This window comes from Methanoregula sp. (assembly GCF_002835825.1).
Taxonomy (GTDB): domain Archaea; phylum Halobacteriota; class Methanomicrobia; order Methanomicrobiales; family Methanospirillaceae; genus Methanoregula.
The window spans coordinates 1-12653 of sequence record NZ_PIZH01000016.1; the positions used below are offsets into that span (position 1 = coordinate 1).

Below are 12653 nucleotides of genomic sequence, written 5' to 3' on the forward strand. Positions count from 1 at the left end.
CACACGTACTACACTTTGCCCTTCGACGGCGGCGTCAGATTGGTATAAGAGACAGTGTTTGACGTCCTCGGCGGGATCAACCTGCTCCGGGAAGGGCTCGACATCCCCGAAGTCGGTTTCATCGGTATCCTCGACGCGGACAAGGAAGGGTTCCTGCGCGACACCCGCAGCCTGATCCAGATCATCGGCCGTGCAGCCCGGAACGTAAACGCAAAGGTCGTGCTGTACGGCGACACCATGACCGATTCCATGAAGAAGGCGATAGCCGAGACGAAACGCCGGCGCACGCTCCAGATGGCATTCAACAAGAAGCACAACATCATCCCCCAGACCATTATCAAGCCCGTAAAGGAGAAGGAGGTCGAGGTCACCGATACGAAGCACGTGCCAAAGACCGAGATCCCGAACGTGATTATTGATCTTGAGAAGCAGATGCGGGACGCGGCCGAGAGCCTGGATTTCGAGAGGGCGATCGCGTTGCGGGATCAGATTAAGAAGCTGAACGAGCGGCTCGCCGGAAAATAAAAAATCCACTTTCTTTCAGGATATGATAATGGGGGTTGAGACCCCCATACCCCCATTTACGATGAACGCCGCTGAAGTCGAAGGCTGATGCTTTCGAAGAACTCCGTTCTTCTCATCTCTCAAGTCTTGCGACTTTCGAGATTCTCCAGGTAATCCTCGCTAATGCGATGATTACCTCCCCAATGGGGCGCCCCGCGGCGGCCACAATTACTTATTAGATCATTGAACAGGTAATCAGCCCAGCGAGGGCCCGACAGGAATCGAGCGTCGCATCAGCGATGGTCGATTGGAGAAGTCATCAGGCTTCGACTCGCCCGAGCGACCCCCGAGGGGGGAGGGATGGCTCGTCTTTATTTCAGAATTTTCCTTTTAATTTGTTTATCTACCCCAGCCCCCACTGCGCAAGCGTAGTCCTCGACGGGTCCACATCGGCCCAGCTCCAGCCGAGCGCCTCGATGATCCGGGAGATGGGCTGCCGGATGGTCTTCTCCAGCATCAGCTCGAGGTCCACCACGAACTCCGGCGGCACCTGGTCCGCATACTCGAAACAGAGCACATCCGTCTTGGGATACTTTGCCGTTACGGTCTTGATGTAGATCCGCTTGGGCTTGCTCCCCTTGCCGAACTCCGTGTGCAGGTGCTCATTGGCATACTTTGCCCCCCTCACCTGTGCATCGTCAGTCTCATAATCATTGAGCCCCTTGCCGATCCCGCCGGGAATCCCGATCTCGTCCAGCGTGTATTTTCCGGCCCGGTACTTTTTGATCACGTTGCCAAGGAATGCCTTTACCTCGGGGAGGCCCTTGCCGTCCAGGATAAGTTCCATCACGGTCTTCTGCACATGCTTGGTGATCTGCGGTGTGTCGCTTCGCTTGATCTCGAAGCCTACGATGTCCGTCTCCTTGACATCCTTTCCCTCTTTCCAGACAAGCGATCCCGCGTACCGCTTCTTCTTACCGGCCTGGAAGAACCGGGCATAGATCTTCTCGAACTTGATGGAGAAGAAATGGACATCGGCATTAAGCTCGTTCTTTGCAAACACAGAGTAACTTCCGTTGAGCGTCTTCTCGATCGACCGGGCAAGTTCGATCGTCTTCTCCCGGTCGAGCGGCGGGAGCTGGATCATGCAGGAGTCCGTGTCACCGTAGATCACGGTGTAGCCCTGCTCTTCGATCACGCGCCGGGTGTGCTCGATGATTGCCCGGCCCACGGAGGTAACAGCCGATCCTATCTCCCGGTCGAAGAGCCGGAACCGGGTATAGCCCGATACACCGTAGTACGTGTTCATGATCACCTTGAGGACATTCTGCTGCATGTCATACACGATATACTCGGGTGATCCGAAGGCAAACGTGTTACGCAGGCGTTTCTTCTCGTCCCGCTCCTTGAGGAGTTCCGAGATAATGCTCCGCGTGAGCCCGTCCGGTTGTTTCCGGAAACGGATCCCGTTGGGTGCCCGCAGTTCCCCCTGCGGATCCTTTGTTTCCATCGATGCGTTGATGGTCATCATCGCCATAGGGTAGAGCGATTTCAGGTCAAGCACCACCACATTCTCCCGCACCCCTTTGCTCGGCTCGAAGACCGTTGCCCCCTCGAACTCTTCCGCATTGGCAAATCCCTTGGAGGGCAGCACGTACTTGCCGAACGCCTTTCTTAAAACGTAGATATCGATCACGTTCGAGGAGTTCAGGGTCCGGTCGAGCGGGCAGCCCACGTACCGGGCGATCTCGCGGTAGAACCCGATGATATTATCCTTTTTGTTGATCCCTACGCAGAGCTCCACGTCCTTGAAGTTATATTCGACGAGGAGCGCCGGCTCCTTCTTCCAGAGATCGGAGATCGTGCCGGTGTACCGGACCTTTTGCTGCCCGAGTTCCTCCATGGCAATCGCATCGAGGCGGTACGACTCCTTGAGCGAGGAGTGCATCTTTTTGTAGGCCGTCAGCAGGTCGAATAGTGCCCGTCCTCTGAGGGCATTCCTCTCGGTCATGCCGGGGATGCGGGCGAGCGAGTCGGATTTCAGCCCCAGCCGCTCCATCCTTCCGGTGATGTAGGGCATATCGAAGTCAACGAAGTTCCAGCCCGAGAGGATGTCCGGATCGCGAGCGATGATGTAGGAAACGAATGCCCGGAGCATTGCAGGTTCATCGGCATACGAACAGATCGTGTGGGATCCCTCGCGGAAGCACCCGTTCTCAAGGCCCCCCTCCTTTACCTTCGCGGCAATGGCGGGAGGAACCTGGTTTCCTGAGAAGAGAAACGTGGTATAATCCTCGTCAAACGAGTCATAGCAGGTGATGCAGATGATGGCATCCCGCTGGGGATCGGGGAATCCGCGCTCGTCCTCGCACTCGATATCGACGATGCAGGTCCGTGCCGGGGCATCGATCTCGATGGGTGTGATCTCGCGGTAATCGATGTTCTCTCCCTGTGCTGCAACCCCCCCGGTCAGGCCGGTGTCGATCATGAACCGGGTGGCAAAGGGGATGTCAGCTTCGAAGTGGCGGTACCGCTCGCGAACGTCCCGGACATCCCCCGGGCGCTGGGTGATGATCCGGCGGAGCTGCTCTCCCCGGATCGAACGATAAACCGTTCCGGTTTCAAGGGTTCCCTGCGGCGGGAGTGGTGTACTTTCTGCCTGATCGGACGGGATATAGAAATACGGGACAAAACCGGTTACCTCCAGCCGGATGGCTTTCCCGCGGATGTCCCTCCCGAAGATGTGGATGACCGGCCCTCCCGGGGAGTTGCTGTACTCCACCTGGTTGATTGCAATCCTGACTCCCGACGTGAAGGTATCGAGCGTGCAGGGAGCGTTCAGGCAGCTGCCACTGCCGGCAGACTGCGATGCCATGCTCAGGTCACCGCCTTCCTGCAAAGGCCGGAGACGAACCTTCCCGCTTCAGCCATCTTGTCGAGTTCCCAGGGATCAAGTTCCCACTCTTCGATTTGCCGGATACCTTCCCGGCCGATCCGCACCGGAACACCGAGCGAGCAGTCATCGAGGCCATATTCCCCGTCCAGCACGGCAGAGCAGATGGCAGCCTCCCCGGTGTCCCTGAGGACCATCCGTGCCAGATGCGCAAGGTGGAGGGCCGGCCCGAACACCGTTCCCCCCTTCCCCCGGATGACTTCCATGCTGGATCCCTGCAGTTCACGAAGGATCTCTTCGCGCAGGGGAGTAGTAACCGGGACATCGAGCCGGGAGAAGACCGGCACCTGGTGCTCCCCGTGTTCTCCCAGGACCGACGGGTGGCCGTTGATGTTCCTTTCGCGGAGCGCAAGGCCGAACCGGGCGCTGTCAAGCTGGCCGCCAAACCCGATGCAGCGTTCGCGGGGGATGCCCGTGGTTTTTGCAAGATAGTAATTGTTGATGTCCATCGGATTGGTTACGGTGATCAGGACGCCTGAAAACTCTTTTAAGATCCCGGCACAGGAACGGGTTGCCGGCAGGTTTGAGAGGAGCAGGTCAGCCCGGGTCTTTACCGAAGGATTCCGTGGCATTCCGGCAGAGAAGATACAGAGGTCGGCCTCCTTCACCGCGTTCATGTCCGTGCTGATCGCAACATCGAGACCTGTATGTTTCAGGTCAAGCACCTGCGCCTTTAAGAGCTCGGGGGCGGTGTCGAATAATACCAGTTCGTCGGCAATACCGAGCGATGCTGCAAGGTACGCGACTTCCCCTCCAATCCGACCTACCCCGATCACTGCCAGACGTACCATCTGGTACCAATATGGGTTATGCTAATAATAAATAACGACCATTTCCTGATGAATGGTTACCATCAGGCCGGGCCCGGTGAATGTCGGCGGTGTCGCGCTGCAGAACCATCTCCTCCTTGCCGCTGGCGTTCTTGGGACAACCGGGGCATCGCTGGTACGGATGCTCCAGCTGGGGGCGGGGGGTGTTGTGACAAAGTCCATCGGGCCACACCCAAAGGAAGGCCATAACGGCCCGTGCCTTGTGGCACTGGAAGACGGACTCCTGAACGCGATGGGGCTCCCCAACCCTTCAAAGGAGTTCGTGGACGAGCTGTCTCCGCTTGCAAAGAAGCCCGTGGTTGCGAGCATCTTCGGTGGCAACCCGGAGGAATTTGCCGAGGTTGCCGGGTGGTTTGCCGGCAAGGTTGCGGCAGTCGAGCTCAATCTCTCCTGCCCCCACGCGGAAGGGTACGGGGCTGCTATCGGCAGCGATCCCGCACTTGTAGAGGCCTGCACCCGCGCCGTAGTCACAACCGGCCTGCCTGCATGGGTGAAACTGACGCCGAATGTCACGGACATCACCGCAATCGGAAAAGCCGCGGAAAAAGGCGGGGCGAGCGCGATTGTTGCGATCAATACGGTCAAAGCGATGCGCATCTCGACCGGTCTAAGACGCCCGGTGCTCGGCAACCGCTACGGGGGGCTCTCGGGCACGGCAGTCTTTCCCATTGCGGTGCGGTGCGTGTACGAACTCTATGAGGCAGTAACGATTCCCATTATCGGTTGCGGGGGTGTCTCAACTGCCGACAATGTCGTGGAACTGATGATGGCCGGAGCGTCTGCCGTTGAGATCGGCAGCGCAGTGCACGGGGATGTCCAGGTCTTTGACAAGATCCGGGCCGCCCTGTATGCAAAGGACGGGGTCCCTGCGGCTGAACTTGTGGGGTGTGCCCATGGCTGACGGAACACCGGTTACGGTCACGATCACCCGGATTAAGAATGAGACGCCGAATATCCGGTCATTCTTCTTCGACCAGCCGTTCGTCTTCAACCCGGGGCAGTTTGTCATGGTCTGGGTGCCGGGTGTGGACGAGATCCCGATGGCCCTCTCGTCCTTGAACAGTATCACCGTACAGAACGTGGGTGATGCAACATCTGCTCTCTTTGCCATGAAGCCCGGTGACCGGATCGGGATACGGGGCCCGTTTGGCAACGGGTTCACACCCGGAGAAAAAGTGCTCGCGATAGCAGGGGGAGTCGGTGCGGCGCCGCTCCTCCCGCTTGTCAGGGCAGACTGCGTCATGACCATGCTCCTTGGGGCAAAGACGGAGCCCGAGCTGCTCTTTTTGGATCAGCTTGATGAATGCACCGATGTCGTCATTGCAACGGATGACGGTTCGCAGGGACACAAGGGATTTGTCACAACCTTACTGGACGACCTGAACCTTGCCGTATATGACCGGATTGCTGTCTGCGGCCCGGAAGTGATGATGCGTTCCGTTCTTGCGAAGGTAACAGAAAAAGGCCTTGAGCACAAGACCGAGTTCTCGCTCCACCGGTACATGAAGTGCGGGATGGGTGTCTGCGGGTCATGCTGCATCGACCCCTCCGGCCTCCGGGTCTGCCGGGACGGCCCGGTCTTTTCCGGATCGGTTCTCCAGAAGAGCGAGTTCGGCCATTACATGCGGGATGCAAGCGGCCGGAAGAAAACCATCTGATCGATCAGTATTTAGTCTCCTGCGAAAAATCCCCGTCTTCCGGTAACCCGAACCTGAACGCTCCCTGCGGCACCCGTATCTCGAACCGTGCGCCTTTTTTCGGCTCACCGGTCTCCACGATCGAGATCCCGGTGGTATCCAGGATCTCCTTTGTAAGGAACATACCGTACCCGGTATTCCGGTAATATTCCCGGCGGAAGATCTTCTCTTTCACACCCGCCGGAATGCCGACCCCGTTATCCTCGTACAGGATGACGAGGTCGTCACCCTCCCTGCGGTATGTCACCCGGCAGGTCGTGACGTTCACGCCATGGCGGAGAGAGTTCTCGAAAAGATTGTAGAAGACCTTCTCTAAAAGAAGATCGGCGTAGATTGCAATGTCGCCGACATCCTTCTCTACGTGGACGGCCCCCATGTCCAGGTCTTTTACGGCATCGTTGATAGTAACCGAGAGGAGCTGCCAGTGGGGAGACCGTGAGCCAATGAACTGGTAGTTGCGGGTAAACCGGATCTGTTTCTGGATCAGCTGGGTGATCTGCCCGATCTTTTTTAAGTGCCCGATGGCTTCAGGGTCCGAGATCTGCTCCTCCGCAAGCGCGAGATACATGACAATCGCGGTTATCTGGTTGAGAATGTCGTGCCGGGTGATAGAGGAGAGCGTGTTGAGTTTCTTGTTTGCCAGCTGGATCGCGTCCTCGAACTGTTTGCGCTCTTCGATCTCGGCAACGAGGCTCTCGTTTGCCCGCGTCAGTTCCCGCGTGCGCTCGATGATCCGCTCCTCGAGTTCGACCCGGGCCTTGTGGATCACCCGTTCGGCAAGTTTCCGCTCGGTGATGTCCATGACAGAACAGATGATGACATTGTTCGGTGAGGTGGATGCCGAAAGGATGAACTGCCGGATGTCCCCGTCGCGGGTGGAAAAGTGCAGCTCAAGATCCCCGGTCTGCGGCCGGGCCCGGATATCGCGGGTGAAGGACTGGTATTGTGCGCTGTCCGTGAAGATCTCCCTGAGATCTTTTCCCACCAGCTCGCTTCGGTCAAACCGGAGCATGCGGGCACACTTTGCGTTCAGTTCCCGGATCTTCAGGGTATCAAGGTCGAACGTGAAGATCCCCGCCTGGGAGTTCTCGAAGATGTCGCGGTACTTCCGCTCCTCTAATACAAGACCCTTGGCAAGGGATGATGTGACAACGCCTATTGTCACGAAGATGACGAACCATGCCGTGGATACCGCGACAACTGCCGGGTTGAAACTGGTGAGGGAATAGACGAGCACCAGGTAGATGGTGCTGACAAGGAGCGTGAATATCACCCCATGGTCTGGGTAGAAGTAGACAAAGAGGATGATCGGGAGGAAGTAGAGGAACGGGAAGACTTCGTTGATCCCGTGCGTGAGGGAATAGATCGTCGAGGCGATGGCAACCGCGACGCTTGCTACGATGGCGGCGGGCCAGAGGATCCGGGCTGTGCCGGGCAGGACGCGGGCAGTACCGGAAGGGAAAGCGATCATTCCTCGTCCTCCAGGTCCTTCCGGGACCCGGGCTCTGGTGTGAGGATGGTCTTTGTTGTCCTCCGCCGTTCCAGGATCTCGGCCTGGAGTTGCGCGTTGATCTTCTCCAGATGTTCTGTCCGGGCACGGACCTGCACCTCGAGTTCTTCCAGGGTCTTCTTGATCTCCTCGTCAACGGCCTTGCTGCCGGTCATATCGATCGCAGAGCAGAGCACGCGGTTCCGTGACACCAGTACCGCTGAGACGATGAACCGGTGCCGGGTCCCGTCCCGCGACTGGAAGAGCCCCTCTGTCTCCGGGTTTTTCACACCGTTCCGGATATCTGCGATGAACTGGTCACGCTCGGAAGATTCGGCCCAGGTCTTTGAGAGGTCTTTTCCCACAAGCTCGCTCCGGTCATAGCGGAGCCATTGCGCGAACTTGGCGTTTGCCCCGAGGACCTGGAGGGATGTGAGATCAAAACAGAAGATCCCATCCTGGGAGTTCATAAGTATGCTCCGGATGCGCATCTGCTCATCGATGAGCCGCGTTGCGTAGGACGAGGAGACAACCCCGATGGTGATGAAGATGGCAAACCATGCGGTTGCAATCGCGATGTGTTCGGGATTGGTGAAGTCGTACAGGTAGATCATCCCGATATAGGTGAGGCTGACCCCAAGGGAGAAGAGTACTGCACGCTTCGGGAAGAAGTACACGGAAAGGATGATGGGGAGGATGTACAGGAACGGGAATATCTCGAATATCCCGTGGGTTAGGGAGAATGCCGTGGTAATGACAGCGCCAATGGTCGCTGCGGCGATGATGAACAGATGAAGGACTTCCTCGTTCTCAGGGGAGATCGGTCTCATGTTTTTTGTACACCTGCCTGCTGCACAACAGGCTGTTTCCCTGCGGATATTAGTTATCTATCGGTTGGTTTCATCACATATATTATACGGTATTTTTTTGTATGTGGTGCATCGGAAAAATAAAATCGCCGGATCGCCTGGCCTCTACGGAGATGCATCACTCCCGTTGATCTGTTCGAGATCCGCGAGCTTGTTGATGTTGGTAAATGACCTGAGGTCCTTATCGAACTGCCTGAGATCGTTTACGGGAACGTAGAGCGTATCGATGGACCGGATCATCGGGCGCAGCGAGTAGGACTCGTGGGTTTTCAGGTACTCCAGGATTGCATCGCGGCGGTACACTGCCATAAGGGGTTCGAGGAGATCTGCGTTCCAGCTCGGGATGGCTGCCTGGTGATCGCCGATAACGGAGAAGAGGTACGAGACAACCCCGGAATCAATGCAGGGCATGTCGCAGGCAGAAACAAAGATGAGGTCTCCCTGTGCGGCAAGCGTACCGGCATGGAGCCCGCCAATGGGACCAATGCCCTGGCGGATGTCAGTGATACACCGGACGCCATGGAGATGGTCGAAGCGGCGGCACTGTTCCGGATCGCGTGCAACAAGGATAATCTCGTCCACAATGCCTTTCAGCGTCTCAACGAGCCGGTCGATGAATGTCCTGCCCTGGTAGCGGAAAAAGTATTTCTCCTGCCCGTTGGCACGCCGTGCCTCGCCACCGACAAGGATGACTGCTGATCTCATCTGTCCCGTGCCGCTCCTGAATTCAACCAGATTTGTTGGTTTTCCTGTATGTAGTAATTTACGCAATGGATTTTTTGATGGTTTCCCGGTGCTTCTTCTCCATGGCAAGGAGCAGCTCCTTGATCTCGATGTCGGGAGAGAATCCTCCAATCCCCCTGGCTGCGACAACCCGGTGGCAGGGGATGACGCGCGGGGTTGGGGTCCGGGCCATGGCCTGCCCGACCGCACGGGGCGATGTCCCGACCAGGCGGGCGATCTCGCCATAGGTTGCGGTCATCCCGTACGGGATCTCCCGAACGGCCCGGTAGATGCGGCTGTAGGGTGTGTCTCCGTGGATTGCTATGGAGGCAAACGCCCTGAGGTCAACGGGTTTTCCGGCGCAGTACTGCCGGAACGGCAGCGGCACGCTCCCTTCGATCCCTGTCCGTGAGAACCGGATACGGCTGACCTCATCCCCGTTCCAGTACACATGGACATGCCAGAGCCCGAGCCGGCAGGACCCGCTCACGGTTTCCATTGCGCGAGCACCTCGCGGAACCGGTCATAATCACCGGCAATCATCTCTTCCTGGATCCAGGCAGGCAGGGCATCTTTGACCTTCTTTTCGAGAAAGCGTTTCTCCCCGAGTACGAGCACGCCCCGGTCTTCGGGGGTCCGCAGCACACGCCCGAGTGCCTGGAGCGAGCGGTTCACGGCCGGCAACGTGTAGCAGAGGAACTCGCCTTCGGCACCGAACTTATGCCGGAAATACTCGATCATCATCTTGCGCACCCGGTTGAACGGGGCAAGCGGCAGGCCGATCACCATTGCCCCCGCCATCATCTCACCCCGGTAATCAAGGCCCTCGCTCCACTTCCCGCCGGCAACCGCGAACATGACGCCGGATTCGCGCCGGGACGGCAGCGAGAGGAACTCGGTCAGGGCAGCACCTGCACCGGCAGCGTCGCGGGGCTCGATGAAAACTTTCTTTCCCCGGATGTCCCGAGCCGTGAGTTCCGCATAACTCTCGAGGATCTGGTAACTGGGAAAGTAGATGGCGCGGTTGCCTTTCAGGGCCGAGAACGCCCGGATGTATCCCGCGATTCGGTTCGTGTTATCCTTGTTCTGGCGCATCGAATACGCGGTGGTGATGTCGTTTGCGCAGGCAATGAGCCGGTTCTCCTTAGGGAATGCATTGGGAAGGGAGAGGGTCGTCACGGTTCCGTTGCCGAAGTAATACTTCCGGAAACTCTCGACCGGCGAGAGTGTTCCCGAGATCAGGATGGTGCAGGCATGGGATCCGCAGACCTCTGAGAGCGAGGCAGCGGGATCGATGCTGCGCACTTCAAGGGTGATGCCGGACTCCTCTTTGCGGTACACGGTCAGGAATGCCGGGTCGGTTGCGGAGTTGGAGAGCCGGAGGAGGAATTCCGTCAGGCGCTCGATTGCCGTCTCGCGGAACTCGCCACCCTTGATGTTCTTCTCCCGTATGGTCTCGGACAGGCCCATGAGGTCGTCCACGATCTCGTCCATGTCCTTATAGAGCGATTCCCGGACAATCATCCGGTCGAAGATCGCCGGGTCGAACCAGTCCTCTGCTTCAACCGAGTTCTGGAGGCCCCGGATGAATTCGGTGAGTCGCGGGAGAACGTGCCGGACTGCCTCTGCCCCCTTGTGGCGCCGGGCCATGCCGGAAAGTTCTCGGGAGGCCTGTTCAAGGTCCCGCTCCTCCATGGTCACGCTCTCGATGCCGGTGATCACGTCGCCGCAGTTGTGCGCCTCGTCGATTAAGAGGAGGATGTCCTGCTCCTCGACGCCCAGGTTTGCATAGAGCTGCTCGCGGATCTGCCGGTCGAAGAGGTGGTGGTAATTGAGGATGACCACATCGGTGTTCTTTGCCGCGTGCATCATCAGCTCATAGGGGCAAAGACCGGAAGAGTATTCGGTGAGATCCCGCGGGGGGACAGGATTTGCGATCACGCGGTCGGCCTTGTTGCGGAGTTCGGTTGAGGGAACCATCCGCACACCCACGCCTTCCGCGGGAACGAACATCTTGCTGTTGATGTAATAAGGGCAGAGCAGCGGGTGCTCTTTGTCCATCCTGCGGATCTGCTGGATGATGAACGGGTCCTTTGCCGGGATCATCGCCCCTTTCTCGGCCCGGTCGCGCATCAGCGAGTTTGAAAACGCCTTGACCCCTTCGCAGCGCCGGTACACGTCCCCTTCCCCGCCCAGCGGGCACATGCTCTTCTTGCCAACGAGATACACGGTCTTGATCTGCGGGGCTTTCTTCTTCACGAGTTCGAGCTCGCGGATGAAGGTCGTGAGCTGGCTCACCGTGCGGACTGCAATCACGATCTTCCTGCCCCTGCGTTCGGCAAGGAGCGAGGCGACCACGCTCGATTTTCCGGACCCGGTCGGTGCATCGATCATCGCAATCCCGCCATCGCGGGCAACCGTGGCCGCGACCTCGAGCATGTGGCGCTGGCCGGGCCGGTACTCGCTGTACGGGAAGAAGGTGTCGATGGAGTCCATTTCGGTAGCTATGTTGGCGGCTGAAGGTTTTATGGGTGTGGGGCAGGGTGAAAGTGAAGGCACGTCATCCGGGTTCCGATACCGTTATACCATGCCGTATCAAAATACGCATAAAAAGGGTGAATCCCGTGGAAAAGGCATTCGAGAAGATCCTTCAGCAACCGGTTTCCGCTGTGATGACGGCATGTCCCCTCCCGATCAGACCGGATGCCCCGCTGTCGCAGATCCTGGAACGGTTTTCTCACAGCAATCACCCCCTCGTTGTTGTGGAATCAGATGGAAGACTCGCAGGTGTGATCACACCTGCAGACCTGATAACCGCGCTCACCCCCGGTGCTGTTGCCGGAGAGAAACACCTAATCTCAAGCCTGGACCGGCTGCTGAAAAGCACGGCACAGAATGCCCGCGATCTCATGAGTGATGAACCGCTGACCGTTCCGGAGAACGCGAAGATAGCCGATGCCCTGCATGCCATGGAGCATGGGCATTCATCATCCGTTATCCTCATCAACAGGGATCAGCAGGCTGTCGGGTGCCTTGAACTTTCCGATATCATTGCCTACCTGTATCGCTCGCTGCCCCATTGACCTCCCCCTCCCCCTGGTGTTCCATCAAATGGGCAAGGGTGCTCTTCAAAAGGAGCGGAGTTGCGAGCACGGTTGCGAGAACAACAAAAACCGTTGCTGCGTAAATCTGCTGTGAGATGATGCCAGCTGAAATCGCCGATCCGGCCAGGGCCAGGGTCAGGTCACCTCTCGGGATCATCCCGATCCCGACAAGGAACGCGGAGTTACGGTCTTTCAGGAACGGGAATGATCCGATAAAACCGGCCAGTATTTTTGCTGCAACCGCGAAAACGACAACTACCAGGACCAGCGGCGAGAAAAGTTCTGCGGCCGGAATATTCATGATAAGGCCGACCGATGCAAAAAAGATCGTGATGAAAATACCGAATGCAGCATTGTTGAGGCTTTCGTGAATGTCATGATCCTCATGGACACTTCGGTTGAGGGCAATTCCGGCGAAGAACGCACCAACCACAACGGTCAGCCCGACCAGCTGGGAGAGCAGGGCCGTGGTGGAGGCGATAAG

11 protein-coding genes and 1 pseudogene are annotated in these 12653 nt (G+C 57.9%); 4 read left to right on the forward strand and 8 right to left on the reverse strand.

The annotated features are described in order from the left end of the window. Positions 1–57: 57 nt before the first annotated feature. Positions 58–525: pseudogene (locus CW742_RS01270) on the forward strand (UvrB/UvrC motif-containing protein); the annotation flags it as partial. A gap of 382 nt (positions 526–907) precedes the next feature. Here the strand turns inward: CW742_RS01270 and CW742_RS01275 are convergent. Both CW742_RS01275 and CW742_RS01280 read right to left on the reverse strand, forming a co-directional pair. Further along, positions 908–3379: a DNA-directed DNA polymerase gene (locus CW742_RS01275; RefSeq protein ID WP_292415609.1), complete on the reverse strand. Its 2472-nt coding sequence runs from the start codon at positions 3377–3379 to the stop codon at positions 908–910. Between the two features lie 2 nt (positions 3380–3381). Next, a complete protein-coding gene (locus CW742_RS01280; protein WP_292415610.1) occupies positions 3382–4248 on the reverse strand; it encodes a malate dehydrogenase in 867 nt (288 codons plus the stop codon). Between the two features lie 52 nt (positions 4249–4300). Here CW742_RS01280 and CW742_RS01285 point away from each other — a divergent pair, with 52 nt between their 5' ends. Further along, positions 4301–5188 carry a dihydroorotate dehydrogenase gene (locus CW742_RS01285; protein ID WP_292415611.1) on the forward strand — a complete coding sequence of 296 codons (888 nt, stop codon included), beginning with the start codon at positions 4301–4303 and terminating at the stop codon, positions 5186–5188. Further along, positions 5181–5945, forward strand: a complete 765-nt coding sequence (locus tag CW742_RS01290; RefSeq protein ID WP_292415612.1) for a dihydroorotate dehydrogenase electron transfer subunit — start codon at positions 5181–5183, stop codon at positions 5943–5945. The genes CW742_RS01285 and CW742_RS01290 overlap by 8 nt, the downstream gene beginning before the upstream one ends. 4 nt (positions 5946–5949) lie before the next feature. Here the strand turns inward: CW742_RS01290 and CW742_RS01295 are convergent, their stop codons facing one another. The 5 genes from CW742_RS01295 to CW742_RS01315 form a co-directional block, all read right to left on the reverse strand. Then, complete coding sequence (locus CW742_RS01295) at positions 5950–7455, reverse strand: ATP-binding protein (RefSeq protein WP_292415613.1); 1506 nt, start codon at positions 7453–7455, stop codon at positions 5950–5952. Continuing rightward, positions 7452–8303, reverse strand: a complete 852-nt coding sequence (locus tag CW742_RS01300) for a PAS domain-containing protein (protein WP_292415614.1) — start codon at positions 8301–8303, stop codon at positions 7452–7454. Before CW742_RS01300 ends, CW742_RS01295 begins: the two co-directional genes overlap by 4 nt. A gap of 144 nt (positions 8304–8447) precedes the next feature. Next, on the reverse strand, positions 8448–9047 hold the full coding sequence (locus tag CW742_RS01305) for a molybdenum cofactor guanylyltransferase (protein WP_292415615.1): 600 nt from the start codon (positions 9045–9047) through the stop codon (positions 8448–8450). Positions 9048–9105: 58 nt separating this feature from the next. Further along, on the reverse strand, positions 9106–9564 hold the full coding sequence (locus CW742_RS01310) for a methylated-DNA--[protein]-cysteine S-methyltransferase (protein WP_292415616.1): 459 nt from the start codon (positions 9562–9564) through the stop codon (positions 9106–9108). Continuing rightward, positions 9552–11561 (reverse strand): ATP-dependent DNA helicase, encoded by a 2010-nt coding sequence (locus CW742_RS01315; protein ID WP_292415617.1) that lies wholly within the window; start codon positions 11559–11561, stop codon positions 9552–9554. Before CW742_RS01315 ends, CW742_RS01310 begins: the two co-directional genes overlap by 13 nt. Positions 11562–11689: 128 nt before the next feature. Here CW742_RS01315 and CW742_RS01320 point away from each other — a divergent pair, with 128 nt between their 5' ends. After that, on the forward strand, positions 11690–12148 hold the full coding sequence (locus CW742_RS01320; protein ID WP_292415618.1) for an HPP family protein: 459 nt from the start codon (positions 11690–11692) through the stop codon (positions 12146–12148). Here CW742_RS01320 and CW742_RS01325 read toward each other — a convergent pair. Beyond that, positions 12114–12653 (reverse strand): cation:proton antiporter (locus tag CW742_RS01325; protein WP_292415620.1); only part of this gene is annotated, 540 nt, incomplete at its 5' end. The genes CW742_RS01320 and CW742_RS01325 overlap by 35 nt on opposite strands.